The 18,034-nt window shown below is 71.7% G+C and carries 15 protein-coding genes; 3 read left to right on the top strand and 12 right to left on the bottom strand.

Going from position 1 to position 18,034, the window contains the following annotated elements:
* Positions 1-28: 28 nt before the first annotated feature.
* The 3 genes from N2041_RS02555 to def are packed head-to-tail and all read right to left on the bottom strand — an operon-like array spanning position 29 to position 2,385.
* The gene (locus N2041_RS02555) at positions 29-523 is read right to left on the bottom strand and encodes a hypothetical protein (protein WP_297675505.1); all 495 of its coding nucleotides are present in this window, start codon (positions 521-523) and stop codon (positions 29-31) included.
* Between the two features lies 1 nt (position 524).
* The gene (eno, locus tag N2041_RS02550; protein ID WP_367187676.1) at positions 525-1,874 is read right to left on the bottom strand and encodes a phosphopyruvate hydratase; all 1,350 of its coding nucleotides are present in this window, start codon (positions 1,872-1,874) and stop codon (positions 525-527) included.
* A gap of 10 nt (positions 1,875-1,884) precedes the next feature.
* On the bottom strand, positions 1,885-2,385 hold the full coding sequence (gene def, locus N2041_RS02545) for a peptide deformylase (protein ID WP_297675503.1): 501 nt from the start codon (positions 2,383-2,385) through the stop codon (positions 1,885-1,887).
* 155 nt (positions 2,386-2,540) lie between these two features.
* Between def and N2041_RS02540 the strand changes: the two genes are divergently transcribed.
* Both N2041_RS02540 and N2041_RS02535 read left to right on the top strand, forming a co-directional pair.
* Positions 2,541-3,983: a CoA-binding protein gene (locus tag N2041_RS02540; RefSeq protein WP_297675501.1), complete on the top strand. Its 1,443-nt coding sequence runs from the start codon at positions 2,541-2,543 to the stop codon at positions 3,981-3,983.
* Between the two features lie 23 nt (positions 3,984-4,006).
* Positions 4,007-5,125: a hypothetical protein gene (locus N2041_RS02535; protein ID WP_297675499.1), complete on the top strand. Its 1,119-nt coding sequence runs from the start codon at positions 4,007-4,009 to the stop codon at positions 5,123-5,125.
* On the opposite strand, the gene N2041_RS02530 is transcribed toward N2041_RS02535, so the two are convergent.
* From N2041_RS02530 to N2041_RS02515, 4 genes are read right to left on the bottom strand one after another with little or no spacing between them, the layout of a single operon-like run.
* Positions 5,022-5,882: a DNA-formamidopyrimidine glycosylase family protein gene (locus N2041_RS02530; protein WP_297675497.1), complete on the bottom strand. Its 861-nt coding sequence runs from the start codon at positions 5,880-5,882 to the stop codon at positions 5,022-5,024. The two genes, N2041_RS02535 and N2041_RS02530, sit on opposite strands and share 104 nt — an antisense overlap.
* Positions 5,875-10,314, bottom strand: a complete 4,440-nt coding sequence (locus N2041_RS02525; RefSeq protein WP_297675495.1) for a DEAD/DEAH box helicase — start codon at positions 10,312-10,314, stop codon at positions 5,875-5,877. Before N2041_RS02525 ends, N2041_RS02530 begins: the two co-directional genes overlap by 8 nt.
* Positions 10,315-10,359: 45 nt before the next feature.
* Positions 10,360-10,797, bottom strand: coding sequence for a hypothetical protein (locus tag N2041_RS02520; protein ID WP_297675493.1), 438 nt, complete (start codon positions 10,795-10,797; stop codon positions 10,360-10,362).
* Positions 10,794-11,261: a helix-turn-helix domain-containing protein gene (locus N2041_RS02515; RefSeq protein ID WP_297675491.1), complete on the bottom strand. Its 468-nt coding sequence runs from the start codon at positions 11,259-11,261 to the stop codon at positions 10,794-10,796. Before N2041_RS02515 ends, N2041_RS02520 begins: the two co-directional genes overlap by 4 nt.
* Positions 11,262-11,356: 95 nt before the next feature.
* On the opposite strand from N2041_RS02515, the gene cofH reads away from it, so the two are divergent.
* Positions 11,357-13,819, top strand: coding sequence for a 5-amino-6-(D-ribitylamino)uracil--L-tyrosine 4-hydroxyphenyl transferase CofH (cofH, locus tag N2041_RS02510; RefSeq protein ID WP_297675489.1), 2,463 nt, complete (start codon positions 11,357-11,359; stop codon positions 13,817-13,819).
* On the opposite strand, the gene N2041_RS02505 is transcribed toward cofH, so the two are convergent.
* From N2041_RS02505 to N2041_RS02485, 5 genes are all read right to left on the bottom strand, one after another.
* Positions 13,816-14,868, bottom strand: coding sequence for an LLM class F420-dependent oxidoreductase (locus tag N2041_RS02505; RefSeq protein ID WP_297675487.1), 1,053 nt, complete (start codon positions 14,866-14,868; stop codon positions 13,816-13,818). The two genes, cofH and N2041_RS02505, sit on opposite strands and share 4 nt — an antisense overlap.
* A gap of 20 nt (positions 14,869-14,888) precedes the next feature.
* Positions 14,889-15,563, bottom strand: a complete 675-nt coding sequence (locus tag N2041_RS02500) for a response regulator transcription factor (RefSeq protein WP_297675485.1) — start codon at positions 15,561-15,563, stop codon at positions 14,889-14,891.
* A gap of 221 nt (positions 15,564-15,784) precedes the next feature.
* The gene (locus N2041_RS02495) at positions 15,785-16,558 is read right to left on the bottom strand and encodes a DUF3108 domain-containing protein (RefSeq protein WP_297675483.1); all 774 of its coding nucleotides are present in this window, start codon (positions 16,556-16,558) and stop codon (positions 15,785-15,787) included.
* Positions 16,555-17,592, bottom strand: a complete 1,038-nt coding sequence (gene ltaE, locus N2041_RS02490) for a low-specificity L-threonine aldolase (RefSeq protein ID WP_297675481.1) — start codon at positions 17,590-17,592, stop codon at positions 16,555-16,557. The genes N2041_RS02495 and ltaE overlap by 4 nt, the downstream gene beginning before the upstream one ends.
* Positions 17,589-18,032, bottom strand: coding sequence for a hypothetical protein (locus N2041_RS02485; protein WP_297675479.1), 444 nt, complete (start codon positions 18,030-18,032; stop codon positions 17,589-17,591). The genes ltaE and N2041_RS02485 overlap by 4 nt, the downstream gene beginning before the upstream one ends.
* Between the last annotated feature and the right edge of the window lie 2 nt (positions 18,033-18,034).

Genomic DNA, 18,034 nt, shown 5'->3' with positions numbered 1-18,034 from the left:
ACCACCTCCGGGCGTGCTGACCCGAACGTTACCCCGGGCCTTCGCCGCCGTCGACCGCCGCCGGTCCCGGCGGATCAGCCGGCGGCTCCGGGGCCCGCTGCCAGCGGCGCACGACCGCGTCGTCCGCCGCTTCCGGGAACGCGGCGAGGAGCTCCGGCCGGAGAGCCGTGTAGATGCTCGCGGTTCGCCACACCTCGCGGAGCACGTCATCCGAAGGGCGCCGCCCGCCGAGGCTGGCAGCCGCAGCGAAGACGCGCCTGAGCAGGGCCCGGAGCCCGGGCGCCGCATCCTGCGGAGTAGCCGGCGGTGGGCCCGACGCGTTTCCCTCCGGGGAGCCGCCCGCGAGCAGCGCCTCGATGCGCCGGAGCGCTTCCTCCGCCTCCCCGAAAATTTCGGCCGCGCCTTTTCCCGAACCGGGAAGTCTCCGCTCGAGCGCGCCCGGCCCGGCGAGGTCCAGCATATGGAGCGCCACCGCCTGTTCGTACATCAGGCGGTCGACCGCAGCCCGGAGGGCAACGTCCATGTCAGTGCCGGCCGCGGCGACGGTCGCTGCGTGGGCGCGGGCGCGGCTGGGCGGGCTGCTCGCGCGCCGGCGCTGGCCCGAGCTGGCGAATCGCGTTCCAGCCGGCGTATTCAGCCCGGCGGCCGAGCTCCGCCTCGATTTCGAGCAGGCGGTTGTACTTCGCCGTCCGCTCGCTCCGCGCCGGCGCGCCGGTCTTGATCTGCCCTGACCCGGTCGCGACAGCGAGGTCCGCGATGAACGTATCCTCGGTCTCGCCCGAGCGGTGGCTGATGACCGTCGTCCAGCCGGCCCGGTGCGCCGCCTCGACCGCTTCCAGCGTCTCGGTCAGCGTCCCGATCTGGTTGAGCTTGATGAGCACGCTGTTCGCGGACTTCTCCGCGATGCCGCGGCGAATCCGCGCCGGGTTCGTGACGAAGAGGTCGTCGCCGACCAGCTGGCAGCGCTCGCCGAGCCGCGCGTTCAGCAGCTTCCAGCCCTCCCAGTCGTCTTCCGCGAGCCCGTCCTCGAGCGAGCGAATCGGGTACTTGTCGATCCAGGCTGCCCAGTGCGCCACCATCTCTTCGGAGGTCAGCGTCCGCCCCTCCTTGGCGAGCGTGTAGGCGCCGTTCGCGAACAGCTCGTTCGTCGCCGGGTCGAGGGCGAGCACGACGTCCTCGCCGGGCCGGTAGCCGGCGCGCTCGATGGCCTGCATCACGACCTCGACCGCCGCCTCATTCCCCCCGAGCGACGGCGCGAACCCGCCCTCGTCGCCGACGGAGACGATGTGGCCGGCGTCGTGCAGGACGGCCTTGAGCGCGTGGTACACCTCGGCGCCCATCCGCAGCCCCTCCGCGAACGTGGGCGCGCCGACGGGCATCACCATGAATTCCTGGAAGTCGGTGCTGTCAGGCGCATGCTTGCCGCCGTTCAGGATGTTGAACATCGGGACCGGAAGCACGCGCGCCGTCGGCCCGCCGAGGTAGCGGTAGAGCGGCACGCCCCAGGACTCGGCCGCCGCCCGCGCTACGGCCAGCGACACGCCGAGGATGGCGTTCGCGCCGAGGCGCGACTTGTTCGGCGTACCGTCCAGCTCGCACAGCACCCGGTCGATGAGCAGCTGGTCGCTGGCATCGGCCTCGGCCAGCGCCTCGGCGATCGTTTCGTTCACGTTGCGCACGGCCTTCAGGACGCCTTTGCCGCCGTAGCGGGTCCCGCCGTCGCGCAGCTCAACAGCTTCGTACGCCCCGGTCGATGCCCCGGAGGGAACCATCGCCGTCCCGACCGCGCCGTCATCGAGCGCGACGACGACGCGGATGGTCGGATTGCCGCGCGAATCGAGGATTTCGGACGCTTCGATGTGCTCGATGAGCATGGTGCACTCCTCAGCCGCGCACTTCCGGCGCATCGCTCAGCGGGATGAGCGCGTCCGGGCTCGGCAGGTAGTCGATGTACAGGATGCCGTTGATGTGGTCGATTTCGTGCTCGAGCGCCTCGGCCATCAGGTCGTTCTCGGCCTTGATGCGCACGATCTTCCCGGTGTAGGGGTCCGTCCCCTGCGCGACGACACGCACCGACCGCGGGATCTGGCCCCGGAACCCCGGCACCGAAAGACAACCCTCGTCGCAGGTGCGCTGGCCGGACCGCTTCACGATTTCGGGGTTGATGAGCGCAATCGGCTGGTACTTCTCGTCGTGCACGTCGATGACGATGACCCGGAGCGGGATGCCGATCTGCGGCGCCGCCAGCCCGACGCCCGGCGCGTCGTACATCGTCTCCCACATGTCTTCGATGAGCTTGTGGATTGAGCGATCGATCGTGCGGACGCGCCGCGCAGGTTCCCGGAGGACCGGGTCGCCCGCGCGGCGGATGGGGATGATGGCCACCTGGACAGGCTCCGCGATGTGGTGGGCTGGCGCCGGGCGCCAGTGTACCGCGGCCCGCGCCTACGGGCGCATGCCGCCGGGCCTCTGGTAGACTGGCGCTGCCCGGCCCACCGGCCGGGCATTCGTGCGTGAAGAACCGCCCCCGGAGAAGCGACGTGCCCGACGCCCCTGCCCTCGACTTCATCTTCCACCCGCGCTCCATCGCCATCGCCGGCGTCTCTGCAAAGGAGGGCGCCGGCTTCGGCGGCGGCGGGTTCGTCGCGTCGCTGCAGGAGATTGGCTTCCGCGGCCCCATCTACCTCATCCACCCGACGGCGCCAGCCATCCGCGGACTGAAGTGCTACCCCTCGCTTCGGGACATCCCTGACGACATCGATTATGTCATCTCTTCCGTCCCGGCCCGGTTCGTTCCGCAGCTGCTCGAAGACTGCATCGCGAAGAACGTCCGCGTCCTCCACCTGTTCACGGCCGGCTTCACCGAGACCGGCGACGCCGAGCGCGCAAAGATGGAACAGGCGATCGTCGCCCGCGCCCGCGAAGCCGGCATCCGCATCATCGGGCCCAACTGCATGGGTCTCTACGTCCCGGCATCCCGCCTCGCGATGATGCCCGGCCAGCCGCCGGAGCCGGGTCCCGTCGGGATGGTCTCCCAGTCCGGGATGAACGCCGGGGAGTTCGTCCGCTATGCGACGCCGCGCGGGGTGCGCTGCTCGAAGGTCATCAGCTTCGGCAACGGCGCCGACCTCAAGGCAGCCGATTTCCTCGACTACCTGAAAAACGACCCCGAGACGGGGATCATCGTCGCCTATCTCGAAGGCATCCAGGATGGCCCGCGGCTTGCGCGCGTCATCCGCGAGACCGCCGCCCGCAAGCCGCTCGTCATCCTGAAGAGCGGCCGCACCGAAGCCGGCTCGCGCGCCGCGAACTCCCACACGGCGTCGCTCGCCGGGTCGCTGCAGGTCTTCGATGCCCTCTGCCGGCAGGCCGGCGCCATCCGCGTCGAGTCGCTCGAAGAACTCACGGACATGGCGGTCACGTTCCAGTTCGTGAAGCGCCTGGCCGGGCCGAACATCGTGGTCGTCGGGGGCGGCGGCGGCGCCAGCGTGCTCGCCGCCGACGACCTCGCCGCCGCGGGCCTCGCCCTCCCGCCGCTCCTGCCGGAGACGCAGGAGGCGCTCGCAAAGGTCACGCACGAAGCCGGCACGAGCATCCGCAACCCGATCGACACTACCTCGATGTGGGAGGACGAGGGCTTCGAGGCCACCCTCCGGCCCGTCGCCGATGCCCCGAACGTCGACGTCATCCTCTACCACACCAGCTTCGGGTCCGGGCCGATGGCGCGCATCGGCGACGCCCGGAACCGCATGGTCCGTCAGGCCGAGACGCTCGGGCGCATCCAGGGCGCCTCCGGCAAGCCGATCGTCGTGGCCATCCGCCCGGCGACGAACGTCGAGGGCTTTCAGCAGTCGCTCGACTTCCAGGAGCTCTGCTGGCGGGCCGGCATCGCGACCTACCCGTCGATCGCGCGCGCGGGCGTCGCGCTCGGCCACCTGCTCCGCTGGCAGCGGATGCGCGGCGACCTTCCCTCATCCCGCTAAAGTCGATAAACTTCATCGACAATATGCCTGAACCTTCGTGGCTCCCGGACCTCCGCGTCTGCGCCTGGCGCACCGTGTCGCTGGACGCACTCTCCATGCCGGCGCTGACGCGGCACGCGGAATCCGCCCACCCGGCTGACGCCCTCGTGCAGAGCTGCCAGCGGCTCGAAGCGTACGGCTTCGGCCCCTGCGCCTGCGGCGCCCCGCTCAGCCTCCGCGGCCGGGCAGCGCTCGAGCGGCTCGCCGCCGTGACGGCCGGCCTCGATTCGGTGGTCCTCGGCGAAGAGCAGATCGCCGGGCAGGTGCGGACCGCTTTTCGGGAGGCGCGCGGTCCTCTGCGCGCTGCCGCCGACCTCGCGCTCGCCGCCGCGCGCGACGCCCGCGCGGAGTTCCCGGCGCGAAGTCACGCCGGGCATCTGCTCGACCGCGCCCTCGCGCTGCGGGGCATCGCGCGCGAAGGACGCCTGCTCGTCCTCGGCGCGGGCGCGCTCGGCCGGCTGGTCGCACGGCGCGGGGCCGAACTCGGATTCGACGTCCTCGTCGCCGGCCGCCGCGACCCGGGCCAGGGCTTCGCCTTCGTTCCGCTCGCCGGAGCTGCCGACGTGGATGCGGACGTGGTCGCCGGCTGTCTCGGCTCAGGCGCCGGCGCAATCGACCCCCGGGGCTTCCGGCCGGCCCGGCTCTTCATCGACCTCGGCACGCCGCGGAACTTCGTCGACGTTCCGGGCGTCCCGGTCGTGACGCTGGCCGATATGCTCGAGGATGAAGCGCGCCGGCCCCACGCGATGGCGCTCCGGGCGCGCCTGCGCGAATCCGTCGTGGCAGCGCTCGAACGGCGGCTGAGCGCCGCAAGTGAGGACAGCAGCCATCCCATCGGCCGCTTCCGCCTTGCGGCCGAGCACGCCCGCCGCGAAGCGCTCGACCGCGCGCTCGCGCGGCACCCGCGCGCTGACGCCGCAGCGGTCGACCGCGCGCTCCGCTCGGCAGTGAACCGCCTGCTCCATCCGCTGACCGCCGAGCTGCGCCGTTCCGGGAATCTCAGCCTGGCCGACCGCCTGGCGGCGGCCTTCGAGCGCCCGCCTGCCGGGAATCCCGCTCATCGGGAGCCGGCGCCGGCTGGCACCGCGGGCACCAGACGGTGAACCGAATATCGACCCCCTGCCGCGCGCTCCGGAGCGTGGTGCCGCAGCGCCGGCACGGCTGACCGCCGCGCATGTAGGCGTACATCGAGGGGCGCCGCGCAAGACCCCACCGGTTCGGCTTGCCGACGCTCGCGCGGAGCAGGTGCTGCGCGGTTTCGATGAGCTCCAGCAAGGTCGCATCGTCGAGGTCGCGCACGCGGGTCCACGGGTACACCCCGCAGCGGAAGAGCGTCTCGTGCTTCCAGATGTTGCCGACCCCTGCCATCACCCGCTGGTCCATGATGGCGTCGCCGATGGTCATCTCCGCGCGCAGCGGGTCGCGCAGCCGCCGGAGCGCCTCGTTTGCGTCGAAATCGTCGGCGAGGAGGTCCGGGCCGAGTTCCGTAACCGGCGCATGGCGGGCGAGCGCGCGCACCTCGAGGAGTTCGATCACCGGCGCGCTGAAGTTCACCACGACCGCATCCGCGACTTCGAGAACGAGCCGGGCTTCGGCCTCCGGGCGGCTCCAGCGCTCCCCCGGGCGGTACACGTGCCACGTCCCGTACATTCGGAGGTGGCCTCGCAGGGCGAGCCTGTTGTCGAACTCGATGAGCAGGTTCTTCCCCCGGGAAGCGACGCGTTCGCAGCGCGCCCCGACCAGCCGCTCGACCTGCGGGACAGGTCCCGGCCCGTGCGCCCGCGCCGCGAGGATGACTTTCCCCTCGAGCGCATCGCCGACCCGGCCGGCGAACCGGTAGAGTGCGTCGCCCTCAGGCATCGCGGCGCGCCCCCGGGCGGTAGACGAGACCCCGATAGCCGGCCGCGAAGCCGCGCGCCGTAAGCGCCGCCGCCAGCGGCGATTCGGCTGCCGGCCCCCCGTCGATCCGCTCGATGGTCAGTCCCCGGGGCGCGAGCGCAGGAGCTGCCGCCGCCAGCGCGTCGAGCGCGGCCGCCAGCGCACCGTCCGCCTCGTCCGAGAGGGTTCCGAGCCTGACGACCGATTTCCCCCAGCGTTCGAGGAGCAGCACGGGCGCGCCCTCGACGAGGATGACGAAGCTTCCGGCCGCGCGGGCCGGCGAGCGCCGGTTCGCGCCGTCGCCCGTGCCCGGCCACGGCAGGACCTCGCCGTAGGGCTGCGCGGGGTCGACGGCGGCCAGCAGGAGCGCGCGCGGGCGTTCGGCCGGGGCCCGCTCGGCTCGAAGCCGTTCGACAGCACCGGCGAGCGCGAACTGGGCGCCGCCGAGTCCCTCGACGAAGTAGCCCCGCCGGGTCCGGCCCCGCTCCTCCATCTCGCGGAACACGGGATACAGCGCCGAGAAGCCGCCGCGGAGCGCCTCCGCGTTCGCCGCCTCGCGCGTGACGACGCCCCGCCGTTCGAGCAGCGCCCCGGCCCATGCGTGGAGCGACCGCGTCCTGTCGGCGGCGGGCGGGAGCGCAGCCCAGCGGCCGCCCGACTCCGGCGGGAGCCGGTGCAGCCGCCCGCCAGGCACGGGCCGCCGGTCGCCGCCCCGCGCCAGCCAGGCGCGGACCGGCGCATAGGTGTCGTTCGTCACGAGCCCGGCCCACGCGAGGTCCCACAGGGCATCGAGCACCTCCCGGACCGGCGCTCCGATCGCGGCAACGATGTCCGCGAAGAACTGCGCACCCCGCGCCTGGAGGAGTTCGTAGACCGCCCGCGCGGTGCCCTCGCCGGGCGGCGGCTCGCTGCTCACGAAGGCCGGCAGCCGCTCCCGCGCGGCGAGCACGACGCGCCCGTCGTCGTCGCGGATGCGCCCGGCTCCGAACCACACGACTTCGCCGGCAGCGCAGAGGGCGTCGAGCATCGCGGGCGTATACCCTTCGACCCGGGCGGGGAGGATGGCGCGCTCCAGCATCGAAGCCGGCATCGGGTAGCCCTCCAGCCGGGCGATGGCGTCGCGGAGGCCGTCCAGCCCGGCGAGCTTGCCCGGGACCCCGTGCCACGCGGGCAGGAAGCGGGCGAAAGCCGCCCCATCGACTGGCTCGACTTCGCGCCGGTGCCGCGCGATCGACCGCCGCTTGATCAGCCGGAGCACCTCCGGGTGGCACCACTCATCACCGCTCCCGCCGGGGCGAAACTCCCCGCGTACCAGCCGCCCTTCGGCCTCGAGCGCCGCCAGCGCATCGGCCACGATTGCCGGCGGCAGCCGCCACCGCCCGGCGGGGTCCGCCGTCGCGAAGGGCGCACGCGCGCGCGCATACCGCAGGAGCAGCGACCCGAGCGCACCCGGCGCGGCCGGGGCAAACGCGCCCGGCACGCCCTGGGGGATGACCGCGCCCACGGCGTCGCGGTAACGCGCGGCATCCTCGGCCGGGATCCAGCGCTCCTCGCCAGCGATGCGCACAGCGCAGGCGCGGCCGCTCGCCGCCAGCTGCTGGAGCAGCGCCCCCGCCTCGGCCGGGTCCGCCACCCGCGCCGCGACCTCCTCGAGCGTGAGGTCACCCAGCCGCCGGAGCAGGTCGTGCAGGGCGTCCGCGTCGGCCGGCTTTCGGACCCCTGCGAGTCCCTGCAGCTCGAGTTCGACCGCTGCCACCGCCTCGGGGTCGAGCAGCTCCCGCAGGTCCGCTTCGCCGAGGAGGTCGCGGAGCAGCGCCCGGTCGAGCGTCAGCGCCTGGGCTTTTCGCTCGGCGAGCGGCAGATCCCCCTCGTACATGAACGCGGCGACGTATTCCAGGGCCAGCGAGCGGGCGAATGGCGAGGCATCGCGGACGGCTGCTTCGCGGACTTCGATGTCGCGCGCTTCGACCGCGCGCAAGAGCCGCGTCAGCGCCGGCAGATCGAAGACGTCCTGCAAGCACTCCCGATACGTTTCGAGGACGATGGGGAAGGAGCCGTACTTGCTCGCCACCGCGAGCAGGTCCGCCGCGCGCTGCCGCTGGAGCCAGAGCGGCGCGCGGGCGCCGGGCCGCCGCCGGGGGAGCAGCAGCGCGCGCCCCGCGTTCTCGCGGAACCGCCCGGCGAACAGTGCCGTTCCGCCGAGCCGCTCGATCACCAGGTCCTCGACCTCGTCCGCCGGCGGGAAGAGGAGGTCCGTGGGCGGCGGCTCCTCGGCCCCGCCGGCTCGGATAGCGATGCCGTCATCGCCCCAGATGACCTGCGTCTCGCCGAACCCGGCTGCCGCCAGCCGGGCTTCGACAGCCATCGCCCATGGCGCATGGACGCGGCCGCCGTACGGCGAGAGCACCACGATGCGCCAGTCGCCCAGTTCGTCGAGGTAGCGCTCGACCACGATGCGGCGGTCGGTCGGCAGGTAGCCCGTCGCTTCCCGCTCCTCGGCGAGGTACGCGGCGAGGTTCCGCGCGGCGCGGCCCTCGAGGTCGGTTTCCCGCTCCAGCCACGCCGCGGCTTCGTCTGCCCGCCGGCGTTCGAGGGCGCGAACCAGCGCGCCGACGGCCTCCCCGAGTTCGGCCGAGCGGCCGACGCCGTCGCCCCGCCAGAACGGCATCTTCCCCGGCTGGCCCGGGGCCGGCGAGACGATGACGCGGTCCCTGGTGATGCGTTCGACCCGCCACGTCGTCGCCCCGAGCAGAAACGTCTCGCCGGGCCGGCTTTCGTACACCATCTCCTCGTCCAGCTCGCCGACGCGCGGCCCGTCCTCGCCGAGGTACACGCCGTAGAGCCCCCGGTCGGGGATGGTGCCCGCGTTGATGATGGCGAGCGTCTTCGCATCGCGGCGGGTGCTCACCACCCCCGTGTCGGGGTCCCAGGTCACCCGCGGCCGGAGTTCAGCGAACTCGTCCGAGGGGTAGCGGCCGGCGAGCATCCCCAGAACGCCCTCGAGCTGCTCCCGGCCCAGGGTCGCGAAGGGGTAGCTCCGCCGGGCCATCGCGAGGACGTCGTCGACCGTCAGGTCTTCGACCGCGCAGGCCGCGACGATCTGCTGCGCGAGGACGTCGAGGGGGTTCCGCGGCACGTGCGTCGCTTCGATGGCGCCTTCGCGCATCCGGCGCGCGACGACCGCGCATTCGAGCAGATCGGCGCGGTGCTTCGGCAGCAGCCGACCCCGGCTCACACCGTCGACCTGGTGGCCTGCCCGCCCGACCCGCTGCAGGCCGCTCGCGACGCTCTTCGGCGATTCGACCTGGACGACGAGGTCGACCGCACCCATGTCGATGCCGAGCTCCATCGAACTCGTGCAAACGATCCCCGGCAGCTGGCCGGCCTTCAGCTGCTCCTCGATAGCGAACCGCTGCTCGCGCGAGACCGAGCCGTGGTGCGCCCTGAGCAGCGTCTCGCCCGCCAGTTCGTTCACGCGCGCGGCGATGCGCTCGGCGAGCCGGCGGTTGTTCACGAACACCAGCGTCGACCGGTGCGACCGCACGAGCTGAAGAATCTCCTGGTAGAAGGCGGGCCAGACGGAGGTTCGCTGCTCGGGGCTGAGTTCGCTCTCGGGGATGGGGCCCGCGTAGTCGGCCGGCCGCGTCATGTCCTCCAGCGGCACGATGACCTCGAGGTCGAGCGGCCGCGTCGAACCGGCATCGACCACCCGCACCGGCCGGTCGCCGCCGAGGTAGCGCGCCACTTCGTCGAGCGGCCGCTGGGTCGCCGAGAGGCCGATGCGCTGGAATTCGCGGCCGGTGAGCCGCTCCAGCCGCTCCAGCGAAAGCGCGAGGTGCGCCCCGCGCTTGGTCGACGCCATCGTGTGGATCTCGTCGACGATGACGGTCTCCACCGTCGCGAGCGCCTCGCGCGCCTTCGACGTCAACAGCAGGTACAGCGACTCGGGCGTGGTGATGAGGATGTCGGGCGGGTGCCGTCGGAAGTCCTCGCGGTCGCGCGCCGGCGTGTCCCCGGTCCGGACGCCGACGGTGATGTCAGGCTCGGGCAGTCCCTCGCGCAGAGCCGCGATGCGCAGGCCAGCGAGCGGCGCGCGCAGGTTGCGCTCGATGTCGTACGAGAGCGCCTTCAGCGGCGAAACGTAGACCACCGACACGCCGGCCCGGCGCGGCTTGCCATCCCGGCCGTTGGGGAGCGGCGGCCGCTGCACCAGCCGGTCCAGGCACCAGAGGAACGCTGCGAGCGTCTTGCCCGACCCCGTCGGCGCGAGCAACAGCGTGTGCGCCCCTGATGCGATCGCCTCCCAGCCCTTCGCCTGCGCTGGCGTCGGCGCAGGGAACGCCCCGGTGAACCACGACCGAACCGGGCTGCTGAACGGCGCGAGCGGGTCGGCGGCCGGGGATGAGGCAGTCATCGCCGACCATTGTGCCAGAGCCCGGGAGCGGCGAACAGATGTTCGTCAGTCGCTCTTCTGCGCAGCCGGCCGCGCCCGCCCGCGCTGCCCGGCCTGCGCCTGTGCTGGCCGCGTCGCATCGGTCAGGAACCCCAGCCGGTGCCGGCGGACGTCGTGCTCCGGGTGAATCTCGACCCGAAAGATGGTCTGGTAGGGGATGAACACCTGGGTCGGGTGCTCGTGGTCCGGGCTCGACGTCTGGAGCGCGACCCACTGGTCGGCGACGCCGCTGATGCCGTTCACGTAGTGTCGCACGCCGTCGATGGTCGTCAGCTCCACCACCGGCACTTCACAGTTCACCTGCGAACAGAACGCGGCGATCGCCGGCGGCAGCACGTTCTCGAAAAAGTTGCGGTCGAAGGGCGCGCCGTTGTTCGTGACCGGCGCGGCCGGCACTGCGGCGACCCCGGGCGGCAGGTAGATGAGGCGGGAGGGCTGCGTCATCCCGGCAGCGTAGCCCCGGCCCCCCCGGAGGGCAACGGGTGCTCTCCCCGGCCCGCGAACCGGACCCGCCGGCGCGGCGCCTGCCGCTCGCAAGTGGGGCAGTGGTAGACGACGCTCAGCCCGTGGCCGCATTCGCGGTCGACGAGGGCGAGGTCCGCCTCGGCGTACCGCTGGCCCCAGTCCGCCAGCGCCCCGACCACCACGCCGAGCGCGTGGCCCTTCGGCGTCAGCCGGTATTCGAACCGCGCCGGCCTGTCCTGGTAGGCCCGCCGCTCCACCACGCCCGCGCCCTCGAGCGTCCGCAACCGCGCCGCGAGCACCGCCGGCGGGATGCCTTCGACCGACTCCCGGAGCTCGTTGAACCGCCGCCGGCCCCGGAGCAGGTCGCGCACGATGAGCAGCGTCCAGCGGTCCCCGACGAGCTCGAGCGTTGCGGCGACGGGACAGCGCACCTGCTGGGACACGGCTGGCCTCCGGGTATCGGTTGCGTTATGCTACGCGCGCGCAGGGGTAAGTTCAAGAAATGAAGTTACTCCGAAACCCCGCGCCGGGGCGACCCATGCTCACCACCACCCGCGCCACCCTCGACCGCGTCCTCGCCGGCTCGCTGCCCTCTGACGACGAGGCGCTCGCCCTCGCCGACGAAACCGACCTCGAACCGCTCCTCGCCGCTGCGTCGGAACTCCGCGACCGCGCCCACCGGAACCTCATCTCCTACTCCCGCAAGGTCTTCATCCCGCTCACCCAGCTCTGCCGCGACGCCTGCCACTACTGCACGTTCGCGAAACCGCCGAAGCCCGGTCAGCGCGCGTACATGACGCCCGACGAGGTGCTGGAGATCGCCCGCGCCGGAGCGGCGGCAGGCTGCCGCGAAGCCCTCTTCACGCTCGGCGACAAGCCGGAGCTGCGCTACCGCACGGCCCGCCGCGAGCTGGACGAGATGGGCTACCGGACGACCATCGCCTACCTCGCCGCCATGGCCGAACTGGTCTACCGCGAGACCGGCCTCCTGCCGCACGCCAACCCCGGCGTCATGACCGCGGAGGAGATCGCGCTGCTCCGGCGCGTCTCGGTGTCCCAGGGCATCATGCTCGAAAGCGCGGCCGAGCGGCTCTTCACCGAGAAAGGCGCCGTCCACTACGGCTCGCCCGACAAGCGCCCGTCGGTCCGCCTCGCCACCATCGCCGAGGCCGGCCGCCAGCAAGTGCCGTTCACGTCCGGCATCCTCATCGGCATCGGCGAGACCCGCCGCGAACGGATCGAATCGCTCCTCGCCCTCCGGCGGCTGCACGCCGAGTACGGCCACCTCCAGGAGGTCATCGTCCAGAACTTCCGCGCCAAGCCCGGCACGAAGATGGCCGACGCCCCGGAGCCGGACCTCGACGATCTCCTCTGGTCGCTGGCCGTCGCCCGCATCATCTTCGGGCCGGAGATGAACATCCAGGCGCCGCCGAACCTCAGCTACGACGACTACCCGCGGCTCGTCGCCGCCGGCCTCAACGACTGGGGCGGCGTCTCGCCCGTGACCCCGGACCACGTCAACCCGGAGGCGCCCTGGCCGCACCTCGAACAGCTCCGCCGGCGCACGGCCGAGTGCGGCAAGGTGCTCATCGAGCGGCTCCCGGTCTACCCTGCGTATGCCCTCGACTCCGAGCGCTGGCAGGACCCGGCGCTGCGCACCGCCGTCATCCGCGCCATCGACGCCGAGGGCTTCGCCCGCATGGACGACTGGTCGCCCGGCGACGCTGCGGCCGCGCCGCCCCCGGCCGACATCCCCCGGAAGCTCGACCCGGCCCGCCGCATCGACACATCGACCGCCGAGGTCCGCGCCATCCTCGCCGCCCGCGAAGCCGGGGAAGACCTGACCGAAGCACAAATCGAACGGCTCTTCCACGCCCGCGGCGACGACTACCACCTCGTCTGCGAGGCCGCCGACCGCCTCCGCGCCGCGGTCAACGGTGACGTCGTCAGCTACGTCGTCAACCGGAACATCAACTACACCAACATTTGCTACTTCCGCTGCCAGTTCTGCGCCTTCGCCAAGGGCAAGCTGAGCGAAAGCCTCCGCGGCACCCCGTACGACCTCGACACGGGCGAAATCGTCCGCCGCGCCCGCGAAGCGTGGGAGCGCGGGGCGACCGAAGTCTGCATGCAGGGCGGCATCCACCCGGAATACACCGGCGCGACCTACCTGCGCATCCTCCAGGCCGTGAAGCAGGCCGTCCCGGGCCTCCACATCCACGCCTTCTCGCCGCTCGAAGTGGCGCAGGGCGCAGAGACGCTCGGCATCACGGTGCGGGAATTCCTGCTCCGGCTGCGCGAAGCGGGCCTCGGGACGCTCCCGGGCACCGCCGCTGAGGTCCTCGACGACGAAGTCCGCGTCACCCTCTGCCCGGACAAGCTCTCGACCGACCAGTGGCTCCGCGTGGTCGAAGAAGCGCACCGGGTCGGCTTTCGGACGACCTCGACCATCATGTACGGCCACATCGACCATCCCCGGAACTGGGCGCGCCACCTCGTCGCCCTGCGCGACCTCCAGAAGCGAACCGGCGGCATCACCGAGTTCGTCCCGCTCCCGTTCGTCCACATGGAGGCTCCGATCTACCTGAAGGGCCGCGCCCGCCGCGGGCCGACGTTCCGCGAGGCGGTGCTGATGCACGCCGTGGCGCGCCTCGCCCTGCACCCCTACATCACGAACATCCAGGTTTCGTGGGTGAAGATGGGCCCCGAAGGCGTCCGGGCGTGCCTCGATGCCGGCGTCAACGACATGGGCGGGACGTTGATGAACGAGAGCATCTCGCGCGCGGCAGGCGCAGGCTTCGGCCAGGAGCTGCCGCCGGAAGAGATGGAGCGGCTCATCCGCGCGATGGGCCGCACGCCGCGCCAGCGCACGACCACCTACGGCCCGGCGCCCGAAGAGCGCGTCATCGCCTCGTTCGATGCGCCGCCGCTCGCGCCGATCGTCCTCACGCCGGTGCGGAAGTACGAGCGGGCCCCCGAGCGGGCCGCCGCCGCGCCTTAACCCTGGACCGCCGCACCGCGGTCGGCCCCGGTCAGCTCCGCCATCAAGCGGAGCGCCTCGGGCTGCCGCGACTGCACGAGCAGCGTCGTGACGCCGGCGTCCTCCCAGTCGCGGAATCGTTCGCGGATGCGCGCGACCGGCCCGACGAGCGACATCTCGTCGGCCAGCTCATCCGGGACAGCTTCCTCGGCCTCGCGCTTTCGCCCGGCGAGATACAGCTCCTGGATCCGCTTCGCGGCGTCGCCGTAACCGTACTTGATCGCCATTTCGTTATGGAAATTCTTTTCGCGGGCGCCCATCCCGCCGATGTAGAGCGCGAGGAAGGGCTTCTGCGCGGCGAGCAGCGCGCCGACGTCGTCGCCGATTGCGACGGTGCAGCCGGCCGCGATATCGAAGTCTTTCCAGCTCTTGCCGTTGCCGGCCCGCCGGAAGCCCTCTTCGAGGTGCGGCCGGAACATCGGCATCCGCCTGGGCGAGAACCAGATGGGGAGCCAGCCGTCGGCGAGTTCGGCCGTCGTTCGGATGTTGACCGGCCCCATCGTCGCGAGGTACACGGGCAGCTGCCGGCCGTGCAGGATGCTCTTCAGCGGCTTGCCCAGCCCGGTCGCACCCGGGCCGCGGTAAGGCAGCTGACACTCCTCCCCGTCGAAGCTGACCGGCTCATCCCGGGCCCAAATCTTGCGCAGGATCTGCACGTATTCCCGCATCCGGACCGCCGGGCGGCCGTAGGGGACTCCATGCCAGCCTTCGACCACCTGCGGGCCGCTCAGGCCGAGGCCGACCATCACCCGGCCGCCCGAGAGCTGGTCGAGGGTGGACATCGTCATCGCGGTCATCGCGGGCGTGCGCGCCGGGATTTGCATCACGGCGGTGCCGAGGCGGATGCGGCTCGTCAGCGCCGCCAGGTAGGCGAGCGGCGTCACCGCGTCCGAACCGTAAGCCTCGGCAGTCCAGACCGAGTCGTACCCCAGCGATTCGGCGTAACGAATCAGCTCCAGCGGCAGCTCAATGCGCGCGCCGGAGTAGCCGATGTTGAGACCGAGCTTCATGCGCGTGTCACCTCACAGCGTCAGGCGATGAACCGGTAGCCCTTGCCCCGGATCGTCTGGATGGCGTCGCCCGTCCCGAGCACCTCCCGCAGCTTCCGCCGCAGGTTGCTCACGTGGGCGCGCACGAGCGTGCTCGCGCCGGCGGCATCGTGGTACTGCCACACGTCGACGAGCAGATCGCGGGGATGGAGCGTTTCGCCCTCGTGCTCCATCAAGTATGCGAGCAGTGTGGCCTCGATGTTCGTAAGGTGGACTTGCCGTTCGCCGCACCGCAGCGTGTTCGAGGCGAGGTCGAGGTCGAGGCCGCGTTCCCGGTGGTCGCGCCCCGGCAGACCGATGCACTCGCGGAGGGCCTCGCCGAGGGCCTCGAGCGGGAACGGCTTCTTGATGACCGCGCCTTCGATCCGGAAGTGCGGACGGCGCGCGCCCTTGTGGAGCAGGTAGATCATCGATGGCGGCTGCCGGTGCAACGCGAGCGCCAGCCACTGGTTGAACTGGGCAAACGTCGCGCCCGATTCGCCCCGCGGCAACCCCTGCACGTCCACGACCAGCGCATCGAACCAGCGCTCGCCGAGCACCTCCATCGCCTGGTCGTAGCTGCCCGCGGTCGCCGCATCGTACCCGCGGTCGCGGAGGTAGTCGGCGACCGCGGCGCGCATGCGAGGTTCCCGGCTGATGACGAAGACGGATGGCATATGGGCTATTCGATTGGCTGGCCGACTGGCTGGTAAAGGCGTTGGTGCATCTTCGTGACCGGCACCACCGGTGTCAAGCAAAGCAAACCCCCGAAACGGTCCACCGTTCAGCCTCCGTGGTCCCATCGCGCTACGGGTTACTCGGCGCCCGGCGAGGGGGCAGCACCGGCGCCGGACGGCAGCATACCCCGGCCCGGCTGGCCCCGTCCTGCTTGCTTTCGTTAGGGTCGTTCGCTGCCGCTCAGCACGTAGTCGACGTCCTGCAGGCCATGCACGCGCGCCTTGATGACCCGGTGCGGCGCCTCGGCCTCGACCCAGGCGAACTGGGTGATCGTCGAGGTGCTGATGCGAATCTTCCAGGTCCGGAACGTCCCCGCCGGCACCGTCACCTCCTCCTCGCCCTCGACCCGAAGCTTCACGTCGAAGACCGCGCCAGTGGCCGCGGAGACGTTGCGGTAGGTGCCCTGGTAGCCGGTCCGGAGTTCGATGCCGCGGACCAGCCAGAGCATCGTTTCGTCGTCGTAGTAGGCCGGGTCGGGGTTCGATGCCGTCGGCTGCGGCAAGTCGCGCTCGGTCTGCCGCAACTTGCCGTTTTCATCTGCCTGGAATTTCACGATGGGGTACTCGTAGGTCGCGGTGAACGAGATGCGGCGGTTCTTCTCTGCGTCCGTCTGCACCCGGGTCGAGCGCAGCGGCTCCAGCGTCTGGCCGTCCACCTCCGCGGTCCCGTCGTCGCGGTGCGGGCCCGGCTCGTCGCTGCACAGGCGGCTCAGTGTCGTCACGCCCGGCGCGGATTCGACGTCGGTTTCGAGGATGCAGGTGCCGTACGGTTCGCGCCCGCTCGCGAGCAGGTCGTAGGTGTAGCGCTCGTCGCCCGTCCACGGCGGTCCGAGAAAGACCCGCTCCGCCGGGGGCTCCTCCTGCGAGCCGCAGGCGGCGGTGAGCAGCGCGGCGGCCGCAACCGCCGGGACGAGAAGACGAATCGGAATGTTCAACGGTGCCTGGCTCCAACGATGCGTGTGATGCGGGTGAGCGCCTCATCGACGTCAGCACTCCTGACATCGAGGTGCGTCACCATCCGGAATCGGCCCGGCCCGAACGCGACCGCGAGCACGCCCTCCGCGGCGAAGGCGGCAAGCCAGTCGTCGACCCGGCCTTCGAGCACGTCGACGACGACGATGTTCGTCTGCGGCAGAATCGGCCGGAACGGACCGAGGGCCGCAAGCCCTTCCGCCAGTCGGCGGGCGTTCGTGTGGTCTTCGGGCAGGCGTTCGATGTGATTGTCCAGCGCGTAGAGGGCGGCCGCTGCGAGCACGCCCGCCTGCCGCATGCCGCCGCCCAGGAGCTTCCGGAACCGGCGCGCCCGGTCGATGAACTCGCGCTTCCCGCAGAGCACGGACCCGACGGGCGCGCCGAGGCCCTTCGAAAAGCAGAAGGAGATCGAATCGCACGGCGCGGCGAGCTCAGCGGCCGTTACCCCGAGGGCCGCCGCAGCGTTGAAAATCCGCGCCCCGTCGAGGTGGACCGCGAGGCCGCGTCGGCGGGCAATCTCCGCCAGCCCGGCGACGGCCGCAGGCGGCAGTGCTGCGCCGGCGCACCGGTTGTGCGTGTTCTCGAGGCAGAGGAGGCGGCTCCCCGGCGAATGGATCGTTTCCGGCCGGATGGCAGCCCGCAGCTCCTCCGGGTCGAGCGTGCCGTCCGGGCGGTTCGCCAGCGTCCGGGTCACGAGCCCGGCGATTCGCGCCGCGCCGCCCACTTCGTACTGGAAGATGTGCGACTGGTCCCCGAGGATGACCTCGTCGCCCGGGTTCGAATGGGTCAACAGCGCGACGAGATTCGCCATCGTGCCGGAGGGGACGAAGAGCGCGGCCTCTTTGCCGACCGCCTCAGCAGCGCGAGCCTCGAGGCGGTTTACCGTCGGGTCATCGCCGAAGACGTCATCGCCGACCTCCGCAGCGGCCATCGCGGCGCGCATGGCGGGCGTCGGCTTCGTGACCGTGTCGCTGCGGAGGTCGATGACGCGCGTCACCGGGCGGGCCGCTCCCAGAGCGTCTGGTAGTGCGACGCCCCGGTGATGGCGCCGATGACTTCCTTTCGCTCCAGCGACATCAGCTCTTCGAGCGCGCGGGCGCACGCGTCCGTCGTTTCGTCGGAACCGAGCGCGGAGGCGCGGTCCACGAGCCGCTGCCAGGCCCCGCTGGCGAGCAAGACCGGGACGGACCGCGGCCAGTGAAAGGTCAGGACCCGCTCGGGCAGCGGGAACTCGGGCCGCAGCCGCTTGATGGAGCGGAACCGCTCTTCCACCGATTCGGCGCGGGGTACGACCCGGATGAGCGGTTCGACGCCCGGCCGGGTGCGGAAATCGACGAGCAGGCGCCGGTCGATGAAGTGGAACCGCACGACGAGCACCTCGGCGGTATCGATGACCCGGAAGACTTCGTCGAGATCGACACCGTACTCGTCACTCATCT

This window comes from Tepidiforma sp., from assembly GCF_026419595.1.
Taxonomy (GTDB): Bacteria; Chloroflexota; Dehalococcoidia; order Tepidiformales; family Tepidiformaceae; genus Tepidiforma.
The sequence above is the reverse complement of the archived record's forward strand: the minus strand, read 5'-3'. Positions and strand labels throughout refer to the sequence as shown.